This is a genomic window from Thiocystis violacea (genome assembly GCF_016583565.1).
GTDB classification, from domain to species: Bacteria; Pseudomonadota; Gammaproteobacteria; order Chromatiales; family Chromatiaceae; genus Thiorhodococcus; species Thiorhodococcus violaceus_A.
Genome location: NZ_NRRF01000014.1, coordinates 13,869 through 37,422 on the forward strand (window position 1 = coordinate 13,869; position 23,554 = coordinate 37,422).

Sequence of the window (23,554 nt, forward strand, 5' to 3'; positions counted from 1 at the left end):
TGGTCGGGCGACTCTCCCACAGTCGACCGTGCTTGATCAAGGCGTGGACGCGCGAAGGCAATGCAGCCCGCCGAATCGTCCTGGCGGAGAGGCTGGAACCCCGACTTTAGGCGGTGTCTGGCGGCGTCGCCGCACCCCGAGGAGGTGCGACGCGCCAGTGAGACGGGGTCACTTCTGACTGACGGCCGGGGTATCCGTGTTTCCTGCAGCCAGATGCTCGACCACGTCGACGTTCTGCAACTCGGCCACCCGCTCGGGCGTGTAGCCGAGCATGGCGAAGTCCATGATGCCGTTCGGAGAGTGGCAGTCCTTGCACTCGCGGCCCTTGCCCTGGATGCCGTGATTGACCATCAGGGTTCCCATCTGACGCATCCAGTGCGGCTCGACGTTGACCAGCTTGCCGTCGACCACGGGATAGATGGTTTTCCAGCCGGAGGTGATGCCGAAGTAGGACATGAACTCGTCCATCATGTAGAGCTTGAAGGGCTCCTGGTACATGCGCTGGACGATGGGGTCTTGCACGGCCTTGACGACGGCGGCCTTGCTGTCGCCCGTTTCGTAGTAGGTCTTGTAGTCGAACGGCAGGATCATGGCGCCGAAGGGCCCCTGATTCGACATGTCTTCAAACATCATGGCGTTGAAGAGCTTGAAGGGATAGAGGCGGCTCTCGCCCTGGTTCATGGCGCCTCGCAGATTCTCCTGGATCATCGCCTCGCGCTTGGCGAGCAGCGCCGGCGGGAGCTGCGAGAGGGGATCCGTGGCGGTGCGAACATAGGTCTCGACGTCGATGTCCGGATACTGCTGTTTCAGCTCGACGGCCTTGGCGCGCACGGCGGCGATGATCTCCGGATCGTCGATCCGCGCGACCTGCTGCATCAGCGGGTTGTAGACCTCTGAGCCGTTCGGGTTGTTGCCCAGGGCGTTGGCGAGGAAGGTCCCGTTGCCGTTGAACCAGAGAAAGGTGAAGCCTTTGCCGGGTGCGCCGGAGCGGTAGACGTCGGTCGGCTCCCAGATGCCTTCTTCCGCGTTCCAGGTCGGATGCACCCAGTCGCGCAGCACGACGTTGTCGGACTCAAGCTTCTCGATATGGCAGGTCTCGCAGGCGAGGCGCTCGATGTGTCCGTTCAGCAGCACCTTGTGCTCGGAGTTGTTGTGCGGGGCGCGTGAATGACAGCTCTCGCAGGAGACCTCCTGGCCCGGCAAGTCGTTCGCGACCAGATCCACGCCCTTGCGTCCGCGTGGGATCTTGTGGCCCTGCGGTCGGTGACAGTCCGTGCATTGCAGCCCGGCGGCGGCGTGCGCGTCGTCCTGCGGACTGAATGGATTGCCGCGCTTGGCGCCGCGATGGAGGATGCGCTGGTGCTTGTAACCTGACGCCTGGGCGGCCGCGTTGTGCGCATAGGCATCGCCGCCCATGTTGTGCTGATGGCAGCGCAGGCAGTTCTCGGAGCGGATGGGGCCGACGGTCAGGGCGGCGCGCAGGCTGCGGTCCTGGTCCCAGCGCAGGCCGTGCTCGTCCTTGATGACCACGCGTTGGTTCATGTCGTAATTGGTCGAGTGGCAGATGAGGCAGTCGATGCCTTCCTTGGCCTCCGCGGGCACGTCGCCGATCGGCATCATCTTCTCGGTGGCCGGCTGGTAGTTGCCACCGATGTGGCATTGGCCGCAGCCCTCGCTGCGCAACTGCGTCACGCCCGCGGCGGCGTGCTCGGGGCTGGCCTCGATCAACGCGGCCCAACCGGTCCAGGTGAAACTCCCTGGAATGCCGCAGGCGCGGTCGATCTTGCCGACCGGGATCTTGTGCGGCCCGCTGTTCACGCGGCGTCCGTCATAGCCGTAAGTCGAGAAGCCGCCCGATTCGCTCTGGAATTTGAAATGCACCGAATTGACGATGTCGTCGAGCGTGTTGACGGTGGAGACGCTGCCGTCCGGGTGATCGATCTTGATGGCGGCATGACAGGTCAGGCAGGTCTTTGGCCCCTCGTAGCGGCGGATCCCGGCATCACGGAAATACTTGATGTGCGGGGGCTCGGCGTCGCGCACCACGGAGTCCGTGCCCATCAGCATCTCGATCTTGACCTGGCGCGCAAAGGCGTCTTGATCGCTTTCCACAATGGCCGCGGCCGTGCGATAGCGCGCCTCCTTGGTCAGGTCCTGCGCGAGCCCCTCGAACTCGGCGTTGGTGAGCGGCTTGCTGCTCTCGTAGGTGAGCTGGGCGTTGGTCTTACCGACATAGGCATCGAACACCGGCGGATAGACGAGCTTGTACGCGAGCGTCAGCGTCAGCAGCGCGAGCGCCGCGATCAAGACCCGGCGTTTGGTCGGCGTGGAGAGCAGATTTTGGAGCGGGTTCATGGTCGTCACTCTTGAAGATTCCGACGAAGACAGTCGTCTAAAGCCTCGGGTTGGTGCTGCCGGCTAGGCTTCCGGTTCCTGATGATCATCCCGATGCCATCCGGTCAGCATGGCGCGCATGTTCGTCATCACCGTCTCGCCTGTCGTGATGATGTAAAGGTGAATCAGCAGGAAGAGTACGAGGAAGTAGGCGATGCTGAGATGCAACATCGCGACCACCCACACACTCCCGATGCCGAGCAGCGTCTCCGGCAGGTAGACGGAGAAGAGGAAGGCCCAGCCGCTGAGGATGAGTAGCGGCATCAGCACATACATGACGCCGATATAGGTGACCTGCTGCAGGGTATTGAGCTTGGCCTCCGCGCTTGGATGGAAGGGATGCGGCGCGTTCTTGAAGATGCCGTAGCCGTAGTAAATGCTCTGCGTCATCAGGCGCTGGACGAATCCATGCAGCCGAACCCGATAGTGGCGGCCATTGTCCGAGACCAGATTGCCGACGATGAAGCCGATCCAGCCAATCGTGAGTAGGATGCCGGCGGTATTGTGGATCAGAATCGCGCTCTGGAAGTCCAGCAGCCAGCCGGCGCCGTTGAAGTGCATGCTCGCGCCGGAGAAGATGAGCACCAGAAAGAGCAGGGCGTTGATCCAATGCCAGGTGCGCACCCAGCCTGAATAGAGATAGAGCGCACTCATGTCCGATTCTCCTTCGAGCGGCGATAAGCCCGATAACGCCCGTAGCCGTGGGCACCGAGTCCGAGCAGCGTGATGGCGATGATGGCCAGCGCCGAGCGGTCGATCAGCGGGCTGCGGCTCATGCCGACGACATAGGCCTCATTGAACACAGCCTTCGAGATCCAGCCTTTGTTGGCCAGATCTGTCTCAGACCTGTACTGGTAGAGTCGGTTCAGGAGCTGCGGTGCCTTGGAGTGGCACTTGACGCAGTCGCGATTGCTGTCCTTCCCCGCGAGGATCCGGTGCGAGACGGCCTGGCCGTCCTCCGACAGGGGCGTGTGGCAGTCCAGGCAGCGCACGGCCTCGCGGTGCTTCTCGGGTTTGGGCAGCCAGGTATGCGGGTCGCGCAGCGGGTCTTGGATCTCGGCGTGACAGGAGAGGCAGATCCCATTGTCCTGGCGCACGATCTGGGCGATCTCCTCGCCAATCTCCGAGTTGCGGAAGGCATGGGGGTCATGACAGCTGTGACAGCTGAAGCCCGCGACCTCGGGTGCGTCCGAGGTGACATGGATGCTGTGCTTGAATTCCTCGTCGATGGTCTTGAAGCGGTAGACCCGCTCCGCCGCGTCGTCGTGCTCCTCGTGGCAGCCGACACAGGCCAGTGTCTCGCCTTTCAGGCGCTCGGGATGCGGATATTGGCCGAAATCGCTGTCGTGACAGTCGGAGCAGGCAAGCTCGCCGTGCACCGAGTGGGAGAGCGCCTGGGGGGCGATCGCGAGATCGACGATCTCGCCGTTTTCCGGGTTGCGGTAGGCGAGGGTCGCCATCTGGTGACAGCGCAGGCAGTTCCTGTTCTCGCTGGATCGGCTTTCGGCTGATCGAGTCTCCGCTGACGGTGTCTCCGCCGATGGTGTCTCGGCGGCCTGGCTCGCGGATGCCTGGCTGGGGCCGACATCGGTCTCGGCGCAAGCCGTGCCTGTGCCGGCCATGCCCGAGAAGAGCAGGATCCACCCCATGGCCAGCGCTGGCGCTGACCATGGCGCTCTCGGCCACTTGGCTCCAGGATGAGTATCGCGGTCGTTCATAACCCCTCTTCGCATAGCGCGTGCTCTCTGGTCCGGGGTCCGTCCGCGGCACCCCTTTCAGGCGTTGGTGCTGACAGTGGCTCTGCGGCCCGCACCGTCCCTCACCCTCTCCACCGGCGGATGCCAGCGGCGCTCCTTGAGTAAGGCTGGGCCGCATTTGGTGCGATTGGCGTGAAATTGGTCACAAAATAGCGCTTTCCATCGGCGGATACGGACTCTTCGTTCTTTACTTGATGCAAGCCAAGACTTGAGCGCTTGAGGTTGGACAAGCGTCGGAAGACGGCCTATAAGAATCTTAGTAGAAACTAATATTATTGGGTTGCAATTGATCGATTGATAAAGACGCGTTTGGATCCCTGCATTGAGCCAAGACTGCTGTAACGCTCGATCAAGGGATATGTCGTTCCGGCCGCCTGTCGCCATGACACATCTCAACCCGTGCTTCAGCATTGCCAATCGGAGAACGCCGACTGACTCGATGATGGATCCAAGCGCTGCGTGATTCTGGCGGTCGTCTTGGAGGCAGTTCAGATGAGAGAGCAGGCACAGCATCTACCCGACACGGAGATCGGTCCCTACCTGTCGAGTCAGCTTGAAATCCACGGCGTCAGCCGGCGCCGCTTCCTGAAATTCGCCCTGGCCATCACTGCGGCCATGGGTCTCCCGTTTGGCATGTCCCGCGAGGTTCTGGCTGCACTCGAACAGTCGCAGCGGCGCCCCGCCGTCATCTGGCTGCATTTCCAGGAATGCACCGGCTGCACCGAGTCATTGCTGCGGGCGACCCATCCCACGGTCGAGTCTCTGATCCTCGACCTCATCTCCCTGGATTATTCCGAAACCCTGCTGGCGGCCGCTGGTCATCAGGCCGAGCAGGCGCTGGCGGATTCCATCGCGGAGAACCGGGGCAACTTCATCCTGGTCGTCGAGGGCTCGGTGCCCATGCGCGACGGTGGCATCTACTGCAAGGTCGCGCGCAAGACGCCGCAGCAAATGCTGCACGAGATCGCCCCGCAGGCCGCGGCGGTGGTCGCCATCGGCTCCTGCGCCTCCTGGGGAGGGGTACAGAGCGCCGCGCCGAATCCGACCGAGGCCGTCGGTATCCCGGAGGCCCTGCTGCGCGAGGGCATCACCAAGGCCGATGGCAGCGCCTTGCCGGTGATCACGCTCCCGGGCTGCCCCGCCTCGCCCTACAACCTGCTCTCGACCGTCCTCTACTACCTCACTCTCAAGCAGTTGCCGGAGCTGGATGCCAAGGGTCGCCCGCTGTTCGCCTACGGGCGTCTCATCCACGAGAACTGCGAGCGTCGTCCGCACTTCGACGCCGGGCGTTTTGCCGAGGAGTTTGGCGACGCGGGTCATCGTCAGGGCTGGTGTCTCTACAAGCTGGGCTGCAAGGGACCCGAGACCTACGCCAACTGTCCAGCGATCGAGTTCGGCGACGTCGGCGCGAACACCTGGCCGGTGGGTATCGGGCATCCCTGCTTCGGCTGTGCCGAGCAGGGCGTCGGTTTCCACAAGGCGCTGCACGACCAGGCCGACGTGAAATCGGTGACGCCGCCGGCCTTCTTCCCACAGATCTTCGCCGAGCATCCGGGCGGCGCCAGCCTCGCTGGGGCGGCCCTGGCAGGCGCGATCGGCGGTGGCGCAACTGTCTACGCGGTCAATGCCAGCAGCAAGCTCAAGGACACGAAGGCGGCATCGCGCGCCGAAGTCGAGTCGGAGTCGAGGTGAGCCATGAAGATCGATCGTCGTGATTTTTGCAAGGTCGTGCTCGCTGGCGCCGCGACGGCACTGAGCGGCACAACGGCGCAGGCGCGTCCCCCGAAGACCCTGCCGCCCGGCGCCGTGGGCATCCTCTACGACGCCACCCTCTGCATCGGCTGCAAGGCGTGCGAGGTTGGCTGCAAGGAAGCCAACGACATGCCCATGGACCATACCTCTTGCGTGGAACAGGCGCATGGCGTGAGCGGCGTCTGGGACGCCCCGGATGACCTCAACAGCCGGACCATGAACAAGATTAAGGCCTACGCCCAGGGAACGGCCAAGGTCAAGGATCGGCCGCACGATGGCTACAGCTTCATCAAACGGGCCTGCATGCACTGCGTGGATCCGGACTGCGTCTCGGCCTGTCCGGTCAGCGCCCTGACCAAGGATCCGGTCACGGGTATCGTGCAATACGACCCCGACGCCTGTATCGGCTGCCGCTATTGCCAGCTGGCCTGTCCCTTCAACATTCCCAAGTTCGAGTACGACAAGACCTTCCCCAAGATCGTCAAGTGCCAGATGTGCGCGCACCTCCAGGCGGAAGGCGGGATCCCCGCCTGCTGCGACGCCTGCCCGACCGGCGCGAGCCTCTTTGGGAACGTGCCCGATCTGCTGGAGGAGGCGCGTCGCCGCCTGGCCTTCCAGCCGGGCGAGCGTCAGTCCTATCCCATCCACCGTCTGGACGGCGGTGAGACGCGGATGGCCGAGGTCCGTGGCTACTATCCGAAGGTCTATGGCGAGACCGAGACGGGCGGCACCCAGTACCTGATGATGGCGGGCGTGCCCTTCGAGGATCTCGGGATGCCGGCGCTGGGAAGCGATTCGCGCGCGCGGCTGTCCGAGACCATCCAGCATGGGCTCTATCAGGGCATGGTCGGACCTTCGCTGCTCCTGGGCGGCCTGGTCTATTCGGTCTACCAGCACACCAGGGAGGAGCGCGAGGACCCGCCGGAATCACCCGAGGTGAAGACGCGGGAGGAGGACCACCATGAATGAAGTCTATCGTCCGGTCGGTGGCAAGCTGCTCACCCGGCAGTTCTATTTCCTGGCCGGTCTGGCCTTGATCGCCGCCTATTTCATCGTCCGTCGCTTCATCTTCGGCATCGGCGATGTGTCGAACCTCAACGACGGCTATCCCTGGGGACTCTGGATCACCTATGACGTGGTCACGGGCACGGCGATCGCCTGCGGCGGCTATGCCATGGCCGTGGCTGTCTACGTCTTCAACAAGGGGCAGTTCCATCCCATGGTGCGGGCGGCGCTCCTGACCAGCGTCTTCGGCTACACCCTGGCGGGCGCCTCCATCGTCGTCGACGTCGGCCGCTACTGGCAGCTCTACAACGTCTTCCTGCCGCAGCACGTCAACCTCAACTCCGTGATGCTGGAGGTGGCGCTCTGCGTGACCCTCTATACGCTGGTGCTGTGGATCGAGTTCTCGCCGGCGATCCTGGAGGCGATGAAGGCCAACCGCGTCCTGCGCATGCTGCGGCATGTGCTGTTCTTCTTCATCGGGGTGGGCATCCTGCTGCCGACCATGCACCAGTCCTCGCTCGGCTCGCTGCTGATCATCGCCGGGCACAAGGTCCATCCGCTCTGGCAGAGCAACATCATCCCGCTGCTCTTCCTCATCACGGCCATCACCATGGGCTATGGCATGGTGGTCTTCGAATCGCTCTACGCCTCGGTCAATCTGGGCCGCAAGCTGGAGACGGAGCTGCTGGCCAAGGTCGCGGGGGTCATCCCCTGGCTGCTGATCGCCTATCTGGTGCTGCGCATCGGCGACCTGGTGCTGACGGGGGATATTGCTGCCCTAGCCGAGCCCGGAAAGGCGCCCATCCTGTTCGCCGCCGAGATGGCGCTTTTCGTCTACGCCATCCTGAGCCTGCTCGGCAAAGAACGACGGATGCATCCGCGGCATCTCTTCTGGAGCGCGCTCGCGGTGGTCCTGGCCGGGGCGCTCTACCGGTTCGACGCCTTCATGATCGCCTACAACCCAGGACCCGGTTGGCACTACTTCCCGGCGGTCGGGGAGACGATGATCACCCTGGGGATCGTGGCGATCGAGGTCATGGCGTACCTCTTTTTCGTGAAGAAGACGCCGGTATTGAACGTGGAGCAGTGAGAGGGAGTCCGTGGGAGCGGCGCCCCGCCGCGACGAGGCGGACCACAAGCGCCTGAGCCGTCGCGCCGGGGCGGCGCTCCCACCTCCCGCCTGCCGCCAAGCTCCTGATGGGCTTGGGGCAATCCTCTACTTAGCGGAGCAAGTGCAGTGACGAGCAAACGTATCAGCGTAGACCCGGTGACTCGCATCGAAGGCCATTTGCGGGTCGATTGCGATATCAAGGACGGCAAGGTGGTGGACGCCTGGTCCAGTGGGCAAATGTGGCGCGGTATCGAGACCATCCTCACCGGGCGCGACCCGCGCGACGCCTGGCTCTACACCCAGCGCATCTGCGGCGTCTGCACCACGGTGCATGCCATCGCCTCGGTGCGGGCGGTGGAGGACGCGCTCAAGCTGGAGATCCCGCTGAATGCCCAGCTGATCCGCAACCTCATCGTCGCGGCCCACGGCATCCATGATCACGTCGTGCACTTCTATCACCTCTCGGCACTCGACTGGGTCGACGTGGTCTCCGCCCTGCAGGCGGATCCCAAGGCGACCGAGACCCTGGCGCAGAGCCTCTCGGACTGGCCGAACAACAACGCGACCTACTTCGCCGCGGTGCAGGGGCGGGTCAAGAAGCTGGTTGAAAGCGGTCAGCTCGGTATCTTCGCGCACGGTTACTGGGGCCACGAGGCGATGAAGCTGCCGCCCGAGGCCAATCTGATGGCCGTCGCGCACTATCTGGAAGCGATGGAGTATCAGCGTAAATCCAACCAGATTACGGCGATCCTCGGCTCCAAGACCCCGCACATCCAGAACCTGGCGGTCGGCGGCGTGGCCAATGCCATCAACCCGAACGACCAGTCCGCCCTCAACATGGAGCGCCTCGCCTACATCCAGACGCTGATGGCCGAGCTGGAGGGCTTCCTGCGCAAGGTCTATCTGCCGGACGTCATCGCCATCGCCGCCCTCTATGCCGATTGGCTGCCCTACGGGGCTGGTGTCATGAACTATCTGTCCGTCCCGGACTTCCCGCGCGACACCAAGGGAACGGACTTCGGGATGCCCGGCGGTTACATTCCGGCCGCGAATCTGGATGCCTTCCAGGCCGTCAGCCACTTCGGCGACCCCTTCTTCGAGCAAAACGTCAAGGAGAGCATCAAGCACAGCTGGTATCAGGGCGACTGGACGCGCTCGCCCTACGAGGGCGAGACCGTGCCCGAATACACGGACTTCCAGGAGGACGCCGCCTATTCCTGGGTCAAGTCGCCGACCTTCAACGACGAGCCGGCCCAGGTCGGACCGCTCGCCAACGTGCTGGCCATGGTCGCGGCCGGCCACGAAGGCACGCTCGGCTATCTCAACGACGCGGTGGCGCGCATCGGTGCCATCGCTGGTAAAGAGGTGCCGATGAGCGCGCTGCACTCATCCCTGGGGCGTCACCTGGCGCGCTGCATCCGCACCCAGGTGCTCTACGACATGATGGTCGAGAACTACCATGCCCTGGTCGCCAACATCGCCAGCGGTGACGTGACCACCTTCAATCGGCCGACCTTCCCCAAGGGCGAGCAGATGGGCTATGGCTTCCACGAGGCGCCGCGTGGCGTGCTCTCGCACTGGGTCGTGATCGAGAACGGCAAGATCAAGAACTACCAGGCCGTGGTGCCCTCCACCTGGAACGCCGGCCCGCGCAACCAGAACGACGCGCGCGGTCCCTACGAGGCGTCGCTGATCGACAACCCCATCCTCGACGAGGAGCGGCCGCTGGAGGTGCTGCGCACGGTGCATTCCTTCGACCCTTGTCTCGCCTGCGCCATCCATTTGCACGACAACGAACGGCGGGAGATCGTGCGTGTCAAGGCATTCTGAGTCGGGCGGGGATGTCCTGCTGATCGGCTGGGGCAACATTCTGCTGAGCGATGAGGGCGTGGGTGTCCACGCCCTGCGCCGGCTCGAACGGGACTACCGCTACGCGCCCGAGGTTCAGCTGGTGGACGGCGGGACCTCGGGGCTGGATCTATTGCCGCTGTTCGGGGAATACCGGCGCATCCTCATGCTGGATGCGGTCGCCCTGGATGAGGCTCCGGGCGAGATCCGGGTGATTCGCGGCGCGGACATCCGCCGCCTGCTCACCCAGAAGCTCTCTGTGCACCACCTGGGCGTCTCCGATGTGCTCGCCGTCGCGGAGCTGCTGGACTACGCGCCCGAGGAGATCGTCCTGGTCGGCATCGTCCCCGAGCACCTGGAACTTGGGCTGGAGCTGTCACCGACGCTCGTCGCGCGTTTGCCAAGCTTCATTGAAACGACGCTGTCGATCTTGCGGGAATGGGGCGTGCGAGGCGAGCAGCGAGATGCATCCGAGATGCCCGCCGCGCCCTTGTCGCTCTTCTCGTGACACCGCTCCGCGGTGTCACGCGCCTCGACCGACAAAGAAGATCACTGCCCGCGTGACCTTCCGCAACCCGGCGTGAACAGGCTCATCCGAGCGCCGATTGGAGAAAGGCGCTCGCGATCCTATGCTGATGTCTGGCCTCATCCGTCTCTGAAGCCGTGTCGTCTTCCATCATGGCGCAGGTCACTGCCATGCGCGCATTCACAGCGGCTTTCCATGCCCGGTTCTGCTTGTCCGTCAGCATGTCGTCCGGTGTCAGCGCCGCTGCCGTGGCGGCGGCGACGAAGTGGTCGGCCTGAGCCATCCAGTCCGTGTCCTTGCCGCAGTCGGTATAGCTCTTGACCGCATAGGCCTTGGCCGCCCGATAGGCATCCTCCAGCTCGCCTGGCGTTATGGTTTCCCGCAGTCCCGTGGCGATGGCGCGATGCAGACGCTCGTCCCTGATCAGATGTTGCAGGTGCTCCGCGAACGTGCAACCCAGTCTACGCTGCTGTGCGGCGCTCAGCCCCTCAAGTGCCTGACGGAGATCCTGGTCGGTATCGATCTTGGCCATTGGCTGCTGTCCTCGGGCGAGTGGATGGGTCATCGCAGGTGCTCGCGAGCGCTGTGCGACGGGCGCTGGGCATATCACCAAATTCCACTATAGATCACATTGACATGAGTCACAGGTCGGCGTGGGCGGAAAGGGGATATGCTGAACCGACCTACGGCCGATACGTATCGGTTCGAGGCCCTGCGCCGGATCCGGCGGCACCGCCCGAGGACGTCGGCACCAACCACAGTCAGCAAGAGACCACATGAACCGCACTGTCTTTTTCGTCTCCGAGAGTACGGGGATCACCGCCGAGACCCTGGGCCACAGTCTGCTCTCTCAGTTCGATACGGTGGATTTCGAGCAAGTCTACATGCCCTACATCAACACCGAGCTGCGCGCCAAGGCGCTGACTCAGCGGATGCAAGAGGCGGCGGACCGCGACGGTGCTCGGCCGATCGTTTTCGCGACCATGCTCAACAATCAGATCCGCGACATCCTCAAGGGCGGCAACTGTTTCTACATGGAGCTGTTCGAGGTCTTCGTCGATCCGCTGTCCGCCGAGCTGGGCGTGCCGCCGAGCCTGCAGTCAGGCCGCAGCCACGCCATCACCAAACCCAGCTACTACACCAAGCGGATCGAGGCGATCAATTTCGCCATGGCCAACGACGACGGCATCCGGCCCGACAACTTCCATCGCGCCGATGTGGTCTTGACCGGGGTTTCGCGTTCCGGCAAGACGCCAACCTGCCTCTATCTAGCGATGCACTACGGTCTGCGCTCGGCGAACTATCCGATTACGGAAGAGGACTTCGAGCGCGGAGACGTGCCTCAGCTCCTCTACGACTGTCGGCACAAGCTCTTCGCCCTCACCATCGACCCCCAGCGGCTGCAGCTGATTCGCGAGGAACGGCGACCGGGTAGCCCCTACGCCTCGCTCAAGCGCTGCCAGGATGACATCCGCATGGCGCACCAGATCTACAAACGCCTGCAGGTGCCGGTGCTCAATACCACCACGCAATCCATCGAGGAGATTTCCTCGCAGATCATCAAGGCGCTGAAGGAGACGCAGGAAGGTCGGCCGATGGCGGTCGCTGAATTCGGCGGTGCTGCCGGACGATAAGCCTCCAAGAGGCGGACGGCCCCGGCTGCCTCCCCAGTCAGAGATGCCTGCGGCGGTCGGATGAGCCGCGATTCCGCGCCATGGCTTGAGTCTGGCCGCGCGAAGCCGGCGTTGCGTTGCAAGGGCGCTGCATTCAGAGACCGAACGAAACAGGGCCGGCGAGCCGGCCCTGCGAGCGCCTGAATCAGGAGGGAGCGCCTCCGGTCACGGCGCTATTTCTCGGCAGCGGAGCTTGTCGGGGCCGCGGGAGCGACTGGCGCCGCTGCATAGGGATAGCCGTAGCCGCCCCATGGATAGCCTGCGCCGCCCCAGCCAGGATACCCTCCCCAACCGGGGTAACCACCCCAGCCCGGATAACCGCCCCAGCCGTAGCCTGGATAGCCGCCCCATCCATAACCCGGGTACCCACCCCACCAGGGTCCGCCGTGCCAGGGGCCGCCGTACCAGGGTCCGCCCCAAGATCCCCAGAAGGCATTCGCGGGCAAGGTTGCGAGTGAAGTTGCGCCAGCAAGTGTCAGACTGGCCGTGGTCAAGAGCAGTCGCTTCATTGTTGTGCCTCTCTCGTAACGCATGAGGGTGTCGGGGAAATCCCCGGAGAAAGTCTAGCCAGGATGGCGGTGGCGGCAAGTGTTTTCTGGAGCATTTCGGTCTGGGCTCGCCCGCCTGAGTAACCAGGACGCGTGGGACGCGGCCGAGACGTCCCTGCCCGGGCGAGCAGCTGGCCGTCGTCGAGGAAGAAGGCGAGTTCCGTGCGGAGATCGGTCGCCGCCTAGACGCACTGGTTGAGCGCGAGGACGAGCGCGCTCTGGCGTCGCGCGGCGCTGGCGATCCCGAGCGCGGTGCTCGAGCCGCAGAGGCGTCCCCATAGCAGCCGCTCGCCGGTGCGCTGCGGCAAGGACGGATCGCCGCGACTAGCGAGTAGAGCTGGGCCTTCGCCGCCGCGTGCATCGTGCCGCTCGTGCGAAATCGCGTTGTCGCCATGCAGCCAGCCATCTGAGACTCGAGGGATGACTCCCGCAGCTTGACGGTGCCCACGTCTTCGGCGATCTGGGCGACCCCTCCACGGATATGGCGCAGGTGCTCGAGAATCAGATTTTCCGAGTTTTCAATCATAAACCTTCCCCGACAGCCATCGAATCGGAAGTACAGCGCCCTAGATCGGCCATTCCGCCGTCCACTTTGATGTCTGAAGCCTACCGGCAGACACCCCAAGAACTCGCCGGCTGAGCGTTCTCGCGGATGTCTGGATTCACGCTCGGTCACCCCAAGGCGGGCTATCGCTTGCAGCCTTCCAGCGGGCTAAGGAACCCGGCGCGCGTGGCCATAGAAGATCGGTGAGGGAAACGGGAAACAGGGTACGGCGTGCCATCAAATCGCCCACTCAACTGTGACGCTCAAGCCAAATGAGAGGGATGCCATCGGGAACGACGGAACGGTATTCTGGCGCTCACTCAGGACCACTCGTACTTGCGGCACGTGATACGATTGCCCTCGCAGTATGCGATTGATTAGGAGCGACGAAGAAATAGGCTCTCAATCGGATCGCCTATACGTTGTCGCTCACGCGTTACCATGCCAACTCGGGGAGCTTAGAGATGCCAGTCAGACGAAAATGCGTCTATGCCTATTCTTGGATCTACCTCTTATCAGCCTTGGTCTTCCCCGCCAGCCCTGGAATGGCATTCAGTTTCGTTGCAAGTTATGATGTGCTCTTCGATGGGTGGGACATCTATGACACGGGCGGCGATGATGCCAATTTCAACATATCCGTTGCGCGATTGAGTGGCGACGGTTCTCGCATCGCATTCGCCGGCCACGTGAGATATCCCAGCACTTATACCACCGACTATCGGCTGTATATTGTCGACTTCGATGGCTCCAATCTCTTGGAGATCCCACTTCCAGTCGATCCTGATCCCATGCGGGTCTACGATATTGCGATCAACGAAGATGGTTCGCGGTTCTTTTTCATGACGCCGTGGTATCAGCATCGCATCTACAGGGTAGACGTCTCGCAGGGTCCGGTGGATCCGCAAGTCACACAGATCGCGGATCTTCTCGGCCTACACAACAAAGAAATCGCTTCTGCCATCAAGACGACGGCTGCCGGCGATTGGGTCTACTACACGGATTGGGAGTACCAAGTCGGAACCGGCGATCTCTTGAGATTGTCCTGGGAAGGCGGTCTTCCAGAAGTCGTCATCGATGACACAGCGGTACCGATAGAGGAGGCCGGCGTGGGGTGGCAGGTACGTGATTTCGATATCTCGGACGATGGTAGCGCGATCGTCTTTTCGCTCGAGGGCTACTGGGATACCCAGGGTGTCCGTCACGATCGCTGGTTTGGTTGGCTTTCCCTCGATTCAACAGGCTTCCACCAGCTTACTCCCATCGACAAGGCAGGAGAGACTCCCGGTGTCATCTCGGGTGATGGCTCTAAGATCGTCTTCAGCGACAGCTCGAACAGCTACAAGTACCTTTCGGTGGATACCGGCGGCGCCACGCCTGTCGAGATCGAGGACAAGGGCTATAATTTTGCTGGCGCATCGCTGAATCAGCGTGGCACAAGGTTGTTTTATGCGGATCATTTGGCTCGTTCGGGCCGCATCGCTAATACCGACGGTCGGGGTGGCGAGCCGATCCTTCCCGATTCGGACGTAAACGCGATCAGGCTCGAAGTGAACGCCGATGCCCAGTTCAGCAGCGACGGCCAACGTGTCGCATTCATCAGCCGGGTGCCTACTGGTCCATGGACCGAGGAGCCGCTGCGTCTCTATGCAGGAATCTTCAATGATCGCCGATGGGCGAGCGCGGGTCCGGCAATCGCGGACATCGCGTTCAGTCCGCCGTTCATCGGGGAAGACATCAATGCACAGGTTCTGTTGACCTCGAGCGCCACGGCGGGCGTTGGCGGAGTGGAACGCGTCTCGCTCGATAGCATCGTGAACGGACGTTACTACGGGAGTTCTCCGTGGGAAGACTTCTCTTACGGCTTCCTCCACCACCCGGTGGACGACGGGGTCCATCCAGATGTGACAGCCGGGGACGGCATCTACTCGGCGGTCACGAGCAAGAATCCGGACTATGCCGGCAGTCCTCTCTATCGCATCACCGCGCGGGTCGGGTTCATGGATAGCGTCGGCAACGTGGCGGTCGCCGACAGGACGTTGTGGGCGGCCTCTGACTTTTGCTCGGGCGATGACGTGAGCCTGACTGATCATGACTTTCTGCCCCAGACGTATTCCATCTGTGTTGGAGGCAGCACGATGAGTCTGGGCTCGGCCGTGCAGGTTCTCGCAGGTGCGAGTGTCGTCGTGAGCGCTCCTCGGACCCTGCTGCGCGCCGGGTTCCGGGGTTGGCCTGGTGCGGCGCTCCAGATCCTCGTTCCCTAGCACCTATGGGGCGTCTCCGCACGCTCTGCGCACCCATGGCCGCGAGGCCTAGCGCAGCAGTGCGGAACCACCCGACCCTGGGGCGCGCGAACAATCGGATTGGATAGATGATTTCGCCGAAGCCTGGGGTTGCTCCTGCGGCTCGCGGCGTATGGCGCGAGCCCTTCCGTCTGTGGGCTGCCGCGTGAGTCGCCATCAGCTGCGCCGCTCGATGCGTCAAGCGGGCATCCAGGTGCGTTTCTGCACGAGGCGTCACGCTCCTTTCCAAGGCGCAGCACATCGATAGGGAGCCTTGACCAAATCCGGGTGATTTTCGGTAAGATGCCTGTGGTCAATCCGTCGTTGAGGGTCGATTCATGATCGTCTCCCGCGCACTCGACGTGACGTCCCGGCCTGTACTGACCCCAGGGCTTCGCCGTGTCCTGGCGGTCGTTTTCGTGCTGCTGGGCCTCCTTGCGGTGAATTCGCTCTATCTGCTTGCCGTAACCCTGGGCGAGCTTGGCACCGGCCGCATCCTGCAGAACCGCGCCTATCTGCTCATGTTCCTGGCGCACTTGGCGCTGGGTCTCGTGGCGATGCTGCCGGTACTGACCTTCGCTGTCTTGCACCTGCGCCGGGCGTGGTACCGCCCGAATCGCTACGCGGTGCGCGCCGGACTGGGATTGCTGCTGAGTCTGGTGCTGCTGTTTGCCTCTGGGGTCCTGCTCACCCGCTTCGGCTTTTTCGAGATCAATGCCCCGAGCCTGCGGCGTTGGGCCTACTGGATCCATGTGCTCACCCCGCTGACCGCGATCTGGTTCTTCGTCCTGCATCGCCTTGCTGGACCTCGGCTGAATTGGCGTCCGGGCCTCGTCTGGGCCGCGGCGGGTGTGGGCGTCGTCGCGGTCGCGCTGACACTGCATTTGCGGGCGGGCCTCCAGACTCCGGAGCTGGCGCAAGCCTTCGCGCCGGCGCTGACCGAGCTGCCCGCCGGGCGGCTGATTGCGCCCGAGCACCTGATGCAGGACGACCTCTGCGCCGAGTGCCACGCCGATATCGCCAAGGCGCACGCGTCCGGCGTCCACGCCATGAGCTCCTTCGACAATCCGGCCTACCGGGCCAGCATCGATGAGCTGCGCGCGCAGCTGTTGGCCAGGGATGGCGACGTCAAGGCCGCGCGGCTCTGCGCGACCTGTCATGATCAGGTGCCCCTGTTCTCCGGGCGTTTCGACCGAGTGGACTTCGACCCGAATCAGGATCCGACCGCGGGTGCCGGCATTACCTGTTTGGGCTGTCACGCCATCACCGCGGTCGCCAGTCCGCTCGGCAATGGCGGCTACCGACTCGAGGATCCGCCCGGCTATCCCTTCGCCTTCAGCGATCAACCCTTGTTGAAGGGCATCAATCGCCAGCTCATCAAGGCCAAGCCCGCCTTCCACAAGGAGACGCTGCTCAAGCCGATCCACGCTCGGGCCGAATTCTGCTCCGCCTGCCACAAGGTTCACCTGCCCTTCGCGCTCAACCGCTACCGCTGGCTGCGGGGTCAGAACCACTACGACAGCTTTCTGATGAGCGGGGTCTCCGGGCACCGGGTCGACAGCTTCTACTACCCGGCCAAGGCGGTCGGCTCCTGCAACGTCTGCCACATGCCGCCCCAGCCCTCGACCGATCCCGCCGCGCGCGATCTGGGTGGCGACGGCCAGCTCGCCGTCCACGGGCACAGCTTTGCCGCGGCCAATACGGCCGTGCCAGGGATGCTCGGCCGGGCGGAGCCGGGGAACACGGAGCGCGAGCGCATGCTTCGTCAGGCGGCGCGCATCGATCTCTTCGGGCTCAAGGAGGAGGGCCGCATCGATGGTGCCCTCCATGCGCCCTTGCGCCCGGATCTGCCAACCCTCGAGCCGGGCCGACGCTATCTGCTGGAGCTGGTCGTTCGCACACTCGGCGTCGGCCATGAGCTGACCCAGGGCACGGTCGATTCGAACGAGCTCTGGCTGGACGTCGAGGTACGCAGTGGCGATCGCGTCATCGGCCGCTCCGGGATGCTCGACGCGCGGGGGGAGGTCGACGACTGGGCCTACTTCGTCAACGCCTACCTGCTGGATCGCGACGGCAACCGCATCGAGCGGCGCAATGCGCAGGACATCGTCGTCGCGCTCTACGACCACCAGATCCCGCCGGGCGCGGCGGCTGTCGCGCACTATGCCTTCACCCTGCCTGCCGATCTGGAGGGGCCGGTCAAGATTTACGCCGCCCTGCGCTACCGCAAGTTCGACTCCAGGTTCATGCGGTTCGTCGAGGGCGACGGCTATGCGGGCAATCGGCTGCCGATCGTGACCATGGCGGAGGATGCGCTGACGCTGCCCGTCCGGGGGCTGGCGCAGGTCGCGCGGCAGTCGAGCGCGATACCTCCCTGGGAGCGCTGGAACGACTACGGCATCGGCCTGCTGCGCGAGGGCAAGCGCGGAGAGAGCCGACAGGCGGCGGACGCCTTTGCCCAGGTGGAGGAGTTGGGCCATGCCGAGGGTCCCTTGAATCTCGCCCGTGTGCTCTATCGCGAAGGGCGTCTCGAGGAGGCCGGCGCGGCGCTGGCGCGGGCAGCCGCCTGCGAGCCTGCGGCACCGCCCTGGACCCTGGCGTGGCTGACGGCGCTCATCGAGCGCGACCTCGGCCAGCTCGATGCGGCCATCGCGAGCCTTCAGGCGCTCGCGGAGACGCGCTTCAATGACGCCCGGCAGCGCGGGTTCGACTTCTCGCGCGATTACCGCATGCTGACCGAGCTGGGACGGACACTCTATGAGCGAGCCCGCCAGGAGCGGGGTCAAGCGCGTCTGGAGGCACGCATGGCGCTCTTGGCGCGTGCCCGCGATTGGCTGGAGCGCGCCCTGATCGAAGACCCCGAGAACGCGGCGACGCACCACAACCTGAGTCTGGTCCTGGCGGAGCTGGGCGAGCGCGCGCGCGCCGACGAGCACCGCCGGCTGCACGAGGTCTACCGCATCGACGACAACGCCGTCGAGCGGGCCGTGAGTCTGCACCGCAGCCGCGTGCCGGCGGCCGACCATGCGGCGGAGGCCGTCGCCATCTATGACCTCCAGCGTTTCGAGGGCTCGGCTGGGGTGGCTGAGTGGCCGTCGAACCGCAAGGCGATCGCATCGGATGCCGAATCATCGACGCAGAGGAGGATGCCATGACCTCAAGCCCCAAACCCTCAATGAGTCGCGGCGAGGCGCGTATCCGCCGTGCCTTCATGCTTTCCTCGGCCGTCATCGGCGCCATCGGTCTGCTCGCGGGGGCGGCCTGCCTCTTGCTCGGCCGCGCGCATGAGACCCGCCAGGTCGAGGAGGTACGCATCGAGGCGCCTACCCCAGTGCCTGTCGTGGGCGAGCCGCCGGATGTGCGGTTCACGGATATCACCGAGTCCGCGGGCATCGATTTCGTCCATACCAGCGGCGCCTACGGCGAGCGGCTGATGCCCGAGACGCTCGGCAGCGGCGCGGCTTTCTTGGACTACGACCGCGACGGCGACCAGGACCTGCTGCTGGTGAATTCGCGGCGCTGGGCCGGGCACGAGGAGGGCAGGGCACAGCCGACACAGGCGCTCTACGCCAACGACGGGAGCGGTCACTTCACGGATGTCACGGAGCAGGCCGGACTTGCGCTCGTCACCTACGGCATGGGCGTCGCGATCGGCGACTATGACGGCGATGGTTGGGATGACATCTACCTGACCAGCCTGGAGTCCAACCACCTTCTGCGCAACCGAGGCGGTCGGTTCGAGGACGTGACCGCACAGGCCGGTGTGGCGGGGGGCAAGGACAGGTGGAGCAGCAGCGCTGCCTTCCTCGACTACGACAAGGACGGCGACCTGGATCTCTTCGTCGTCAATTACGTCAAGTGGTCGCGCGAGATCGATCTCGCCATCGACTTCCGTCTCACCGGCTTGGGGCGCGCCTACGGGGCGCCGGTCAATTTCGTCGGCACGGACGATCAGCTCTACCGCAACGAGGGCGACGGGCGCTTTACCGATGTCACCCGCGCGGCCGGGATCCGGGTCACCGATCCTGTCTCCGGGAATCCGGTTGGCAAGGGGCTTGGCGTGGTGCCCGTGGACTACGACGGGGACGGTTGGCTGGATCTGATGGTCGTCAACGACACGGTCCGCAACTTCCTGTTCCACAATCTGCGCAACGGCCGGTTCGAGGAGGTCGGCATCTTCGAGGGGATCGCCTATGACCGCAACGGCAAGGCGACCTCGGCCATGGGCGTCGACACTGCGCATTTTCGCGACGATCAGGACGTCGGCATCGCCATTGGCAACTTCGCCAACGAGATGGCCTCGCTCTTCGTCACCGCCGCCGGGCGTCCGCCCTTCGTCGACGAGGCGGTGCTCGAGGGGCTGGGACCGGCCTCGCGGATCCCTCTGACCTTCGGCCTCGTCTTCCTCGACTACGACCTGGATGGCCGTCTGGACCTCTTGTTGGCCAATGGGCACCTGGAGCATGAGATCAGCAAGGTTCAGCAGAGCCAGCACTATCTCCAGCCGCCGCTGTTGTTCTGGAACTGCGGCGATACCTGCAGCGCGCGTTTTGTGCCGGTCACCGATGCGGGGGATTTGTCCCGTCCCATGGTCGGGCGTGGTATCAGCGATGCCGATATCGACGGCGACGGCGACCTGGATGTGCTCATCACCCAGAACGGCCGGCGACCGGCCCTGCTGCGCAATGATCAGCAGACCGGGCATCACTGGCTGCGGGTGCGTCTGGCCGGACAGCCGCCAAACCCGGATGCCCTCGGCGCCCGCCTTGAGCTGACCGCCGATGGCGCCACCCGGATCCGCGAGCTGGTCTCAGCGCGCGGTTACCTGTCCGCGGTCGAGCGGACGGTGACCTTCGGGCTGGGACCGGCCGCGCAGGTCGAGCGGCTGCGTGTCATCTGGCCCGATGGCCAGGTGCAGGAGCTGACGCCGGATCAGCTGGACACCACCCTCGTGATCGAGCAGCCGGTGGAGACGACGAGCCGTTGAGAAGATACCTGGGTGGTGGTCGCCCAACCGATCTTGGGAGAGGAGATGCCGATGCGCGCCTTTGCGATCGAATCGCGGATGAAGAACCGGAGGTCGTCGCTTACCGATGCATGGCGGCGGGCGCGGCGGCCCCTGTTGGTGTTCTTCCTGCTTCTCCAGTGCCTCCTCCTCGTCACCGGAGCGCTTCGCGCAGATGATCTGAGCGAGCTTCCAGTGGCCTGGCAGAGTCGGCTCCTGCCGGTGGTCGAGGGGGACATCAGCGGGGCCGAGCCGCTGATGCGGGAGGCCCTGACGCAGGCGCGGCGGTCAGTCGCGGAGCGGTTGGCGCAGGGGTCGGAGGCGGCCGACCCCAAGGCGCTGGCCGATGCCTACGGCCGGCTCGGCGTCCTGCTCCTGCTGCTGGAGGTCGAGAACCCCGCCGATGCCGCGCTGCGCAACGCCGCACGGCTGCAGCCACTGGAGTTTCGTTGGCCCTACTACTCGGGCTACATGGCGATGCTCGCCGGGAACACGGATCGGGCGCTCGCGGACTTGCGCCGCGCACAGGAGATCGATCCCGCCTACCGACCGCTGGAGGTCCACTTGGGGCGTGTGTTGCTGGAGCGCAGCACGCTGGCCGATGCGCGCGCCGTCCTTGAGCCTGTCGCCAGCGTTGCAGGGCTGAGTGCCTCCGCAGACTACTATCTGGGCCAGATCGCCCTGCTCGAGCGGCGCTATCCGGATGCCGTCGACCTGCTGACCCGATCGCTTGAGGCAGATCCCAAGGCGCTGGGAACCCACTATCCGCTGGCCCAAGCCTACCGGGCGCTGGGACAGGACGCGCTCGCGCGGACCCATCTGGAGCAGTTCGAGATGATCGTGCCCTTTCCGGCTGATCCGCGCATCGTCGAGATGAAGGGTGCCGTCCAGCGCTCAATCCCCGCGTTCGAGCGCGGTCTGGAGGCGGTGCGCAAGGGCGACTACAGGGACGCGGAGCGGCTCTTCGGCGAAGGGCTCGAGGTGGTCCCGGACAATGCGGCGGCACGCATCAGTCTCGCGCGCACCCTCTATCTCACTCAGCAGCCGGAGGCCGCGGAGCGCGAACTCCAACGTGCGGTGGCGACGGACCCCTCCCAAGCCCTGGGGCATCTGCTGCTCGGTGTCCTGGCCCTGAATCGGGGCGATCAGGATGCTGCCAGCGTCCCTTTCACTCGCGCCACGGAGGCGGATCCGCGTCAGGCGGGAGCGCTCTTCTACCTGGCCGGTCTGGATTTCGCCGCCGCGCGCTGGGCAAAGGCCGCGGAAGGCTACCGGCAGGCTGTCGCGATCGAGCCCGCGCTTGGCCCAGCCAAGCTGCTCGGCGTGGTCGCCGCATTCAGGGCGGCCCAGTCAAGCGAGGATCCGACCAGGCAGGCTCTGGCTGCCTTGACCGAGCTCAGGGAGAGCGTGCCCCAGGATCCCCAGATCGGCTACGCACTGGTTTGTCTGCTCTGCGCAGCCCCTGATCAACGCCTGCGCAATCCCGAAGAGGCGCTCAGCATCGTCGATGAGCTGCTGCAGACCATTCCAGCACCGCCACTGCAGCGAGCCCGTGCCATGGCGCTCGCCGCTGGTGGGCGCTTCGAAGATGCGCGCGCACTCATGCGCGAGACGCTATCGGCCGCGCTCTGGGGTGCGTCCAATGCGGTAGTCGATCTCATCAAGGAGGATCTGGCCGCGTTCGAGCGCAACGCGCTTCCGGAACCCTGGCCAGTCGGCGACCCCATGTTGTCTCCACCGCCGCTCGATGCCACGGCGGTGTTTCGTGACTATCCCGCCGTCGATCCGTATTAGGGGCCGCCGTCAATGACTGGAAACACCACCACCTACATCGATTCAACTGGCCAGCAGCGGACAGATCGCCGCCTGCACCACCGGGTCCGCGAGGTCTTCGACCGAGCCTGGGCAGTGATGGAGCCCATGCTCTCCGTGACTGACGGCAAGTCCGTCGGGAAGGTGAGTGTTTAAGCAACGCGCTGTGCGCCGCGCTTCCAGAGTTTTCTCAAAGTGAGTTCTTGGGAAAACTTACTGATGCTTCAGATCGTCAAAGACGTGATCGTGATAGAAAGAATGTGGGTGTTGCCGGAGGTGCTTGATACGACCATTGCAATCGAAGTCAAGATGACAGGCATTTGCACTACCGAGAGCGTCTCGTCAAGCGTATCGTTTATGTCCCAGTAACCCGGCGGCCGATTGCATGCAGTAATGTGAATAGGATAGGCGCCTGCTTTCCAAGCAAGCGCCTATCAATGATCGAAAACCTGTAATCAGCGGTGACGTCTACGGCTTTACGGCTTTAAGTCTCATACGCGCAGGTCGCAGAACATAAGAAGCACCTGGCCGCCCGATGGGCGGCCTCTATCGATTGGCGAGGAGGCTAATCAACCCCTCGCACGTTGCTTAAGGTTTCTGATCGAGTCGGTTGCGCATCTGCTCGATTTCAGTCCTCAGCGAATCGTTGTCTTTCTTTAGCTGGATGACGTAAAGGGCGAGCTCTTCAACCTTCTCGAGCGTTTTCGCGCTCATCAACCCAAGATTTTGGCCGTTCTTGCTGATTTCTTCTGCGGTCGGAATACCGGGAAGATGCCCTTTCTCTTCAATGTGCCGATTGAGTTCGTCGATGCTCATCAAGTTGTAGCCGTCTTTGAAGACGTAGTCCGGCCAACTTGTGCTCGTATCCACTACCTCGATCTCATTCGCTTTGATCTTGCCTTTGACCGAAAGATTTCCTTCCGGAGTGATAACGACCCTGTCGCTCCAGCCGCTTCCATTGTAGTGAGTGAAGGTCACTGTGCCCGTACCGGGAGCACCGCCGAAGATGAATTTGAACTGACCGTCTCGGCTGTCATAGGCGCCCGTCGCATTCTTACTATAGGCCTCGAGATTGCCGCCGCCGGTGCCCGTCCAGCCGAAATCATATCGACCGTTTCCCTTATCTGTGACGATGTCGTCTGCCGTCGCGGCGCAAGCAGAAGCGCTTGCCATCATGAGAGCCGTTGCGATTGCTACTTTCTTCATTAATTTCACTCCTTGGGGTTGCCGATTTCGGAAGGCCTTGCAGGACCAGCGTGGCCGCGTTCTTTCATATCGAAGATCAGTGCGACAAGGTGGC

General features: G+C 63.9%; 17 protein-coding genes. 11 read left to right on the plus strand and 6 right to left on the minus strand.

Annotated elements, in window-relative coordinates:
* Positions 1-168: 168 nt before the first annotated feature.
* The 3 genes from CKO23_RS08340 to CKO23_RS08350 form a co-directional block, all read right to left on the minus strand.
* The gene (locus CKO23_RS08340) at positions 169-2,355 is read right to left on the minus strand and encodes a multiheme c-type cytochrome (RefSeq protein ID WP_200329961.1); all 2,187 of its coding nucleotides are present in this window, start codon (positions 2,353-2,355) and stop codon (positions 169-171) included.
* A gap of 63 nt (positions 2,356-2,418) precedes the next feature.
* Entirely contained in the window at positions 2,419-3,048 is a 630-nt protein-coding gene (locus tag CKO23_RS08345) for a cytochrome b/b6 domain-containing protein (RefSeq protein ID WP_200329963.1), read from the minus strand.
* A complete protein-coding gene (locus tag CKO23_RS08350; protein WP_242482300.1) occupies positions 3,045-4,043 on the minus strand; it encodes a cytochrome c3 family protein in 999 nt (332 codons plus the stop codon). Before CKO23_RS08350 ends, CKO23_RS08345 begins: the two co-directional genes overlap by 4 nt.
* 600 nt (positions 4,044-4,643) lie before the next feature.
* On the opposite strand from CKO23_RS08350, the gene CKO23_RS08355 reads away from it, so the two are divergent.
* From CKO23_RS08355 to CKO23_RS08375, 5 genes are all read left to right on the plus strand, one after another.
* Positions 4,644-5,843 (plus strand): hydrogenase small subunit, encoded by a 1,200-nt coding sequence (locus CKO23_RS08355; protein WP_200329965.1) that lies wholly within the window; start codon positions 4,644-4,646, stop codon positions 5,841-5,843.
* Between the two features lie 3 nt (positions 5,844-5,846).
* Positions 5,847-6,872, plus strand: coding sequence for a hydrogenase 2 operon protein HybA (hybA, locus tag CKO23_RS08360; RefSeq protein WP_200329966.1), 1,026 nt, complete (start codon positions 5,847-5,849; stop codon positions 6,870-6,872).
* Positions 6,865-7,998: a Ni/Fe-hydrogenase cytochrome b subunit gene (gene hybB, locus CKO23_RS08365; protein ID WP_200329968.1), complete on the plus strand. Its 1,134-nt coding sequence runs from the start codon at positions 6,865-6,867 to the stop codon at positions 7,996-7,998. Before hybA ends, hybB begins: the two co-directional genes overlap by 8 nt.
* A gap of 147 nt (positions 7,999-8,145) precedes the next feature.
* On the plus strand, positions 8,146-9,849 hold the full coding sequence (locus tag CKO23_RS08370; protein ID WP_200329970.1) for a nickel-dependent hydrogenase large subunit: 1,704 nt from the start codon (positions 8,146-8,148) through the stop codon (positions 9,847-9,849).
* Complete coding sequence (locus tag CKO23_RS08375; protein WP_200329972.1) at positions 9,833-10,375, plus strand: hydrogenase maturation protease; 543 nt, start codon at positions 9,833-9,835, stop codon at positions 10,373-10,375. Before CKO23_RS08370 ends, CKO23_RS08375 begins: the two co-directional genes overlap by 17 nt.
* A gap of 82 nt (positions 10,376-10,457) precedes the next feature.
* Here the strand turns inward: CKO23_RS08375 and CKO23_RS08380 are convergent, their stop codons facing one another.
* Positions 10,458-10,925, minus strand: coding sequence for a hypothetical protein (locus CKO23_RS08380; RefSeq protein ID WP_200329974.1), 468 nt, complete (start codon positions 10,923-10,925; stop codon positions 10,458-10,460).
* A gap of 244 nt (positions 10,926-11,169) precedes the next feature.
* On the opposite strand from CKO23_RS08380, the gene ppsR reads away from it, so the two are divergent.
* Complete coding sequence (gene ppsR / locus CKO23_RS08385; RefSeq protein ID WP_200329976.1) at positions 11,170-12,027, plus strand: posphoenolpyruvate synthetase regulatory kinase/phosphorylase PpsR; 858 nt, start codon at positions 11,170-11,172, stop codon at positions 12,025-12,027.
* 212 nt (positions 12,028-12,239) lie between these two features.
* Here ppsR and CKO23_RS08390 read toward each other — a convergent pair whose 3' ends face one another.
* Positions 12,240-12,575 (minus strand): sulfur globule protein CV3, encoded by a 336-nt coding sequence (locus tag CKO23_RS08390; RefSeq protein WP_274600199.1) that lies wholly within the window; start codon positions 12,573-12,575, stop codon positions 12,240-12,242.
* A 1,047-nt stretch (positions 12,576-13,622) separates the two neighbouring features.
* Here CKO23_RS08390 and CKO23_RS08395 point away from each other — a divergent pair.
* From CKO23_RS08395 to CKO23_RS08415, 5 genes are all read left to right on the plus strand, one after another.
* Complete coding sequence (locus tag CKO23_RS08395; protein WP_200329979.1) at positions 13,623-15,419, plus strand: choice-of-anchor X domain-containing protein; 1,797 nt, start codon at positions 13,623-13,625, stop codon at positions 15,417-15,419.
* A gap of 103 nt (positions 15,420-15,522) precedes the next feature.
* On the plus strand, positions 15,523-15,705 hold the full coding sequence (locus tag CKO23_RS26705) for an IS3 family transposase (protein WP_200330052.1): 183 nt from the start codon (positions 15,523-15,525) through the stop codon (positions 15,703-15,705).
* A 70-nt stretch (positions 15,706-15,775) separates the two neighbouring features.
* The gene (locus CKO23_RS08405; RefSeq protein WP_200329981.1) at positions 15,776-18,592 is read left to right on the plus strand and encodes a tetratricopeptide repeat protein; all 2,817 of its coding nucleotides are present in this window, start codon (positions 15,776-15,778) and stop codon (positions 18,590-18,592) included.
* Entirely contained in the window at positions 18,589-20,424 is a 1,836-nt protein-coding gene (locus tag CKO23_RS08410; RefSeq protein WP_200329983.1) for a CRTAC1 family protein, read from the plus strand. Before CKO23_RS08405 ends, CKO23_RS08410 begins: the two co-directional genes overlap by 4 nt.
* Positions 20,425-20,637: 213 nt before the next feature.
* Positions 20,638-22,236: a tetratricopeptide repeat protein gene (locus CKO23_RS08415; RefSeq protein WP_200329984.1), complete on the plus strand. Its 1,599-nt coding sequence runs from the start codon at positions 20,638-20,640 to the stop codon at positions 22,234-22,236.
* 606 nt (positions 22,237-22,842) lie between these two features.
* Here the strand turns inward: CKO23_RS08415 and CKO23_RS08425 are convergent.
* A complete protein-coding gene (locus tag CKO23_RS08425; protein ID WP_200329988.1) occupies positions 22,843-23,460 on the minus strand; it encodes a bZIP transcription factor in 618 nt (205 codons plus the stop codon).
* Positions 23,461-23,554 lie beyond the last annotated feature (94 nt).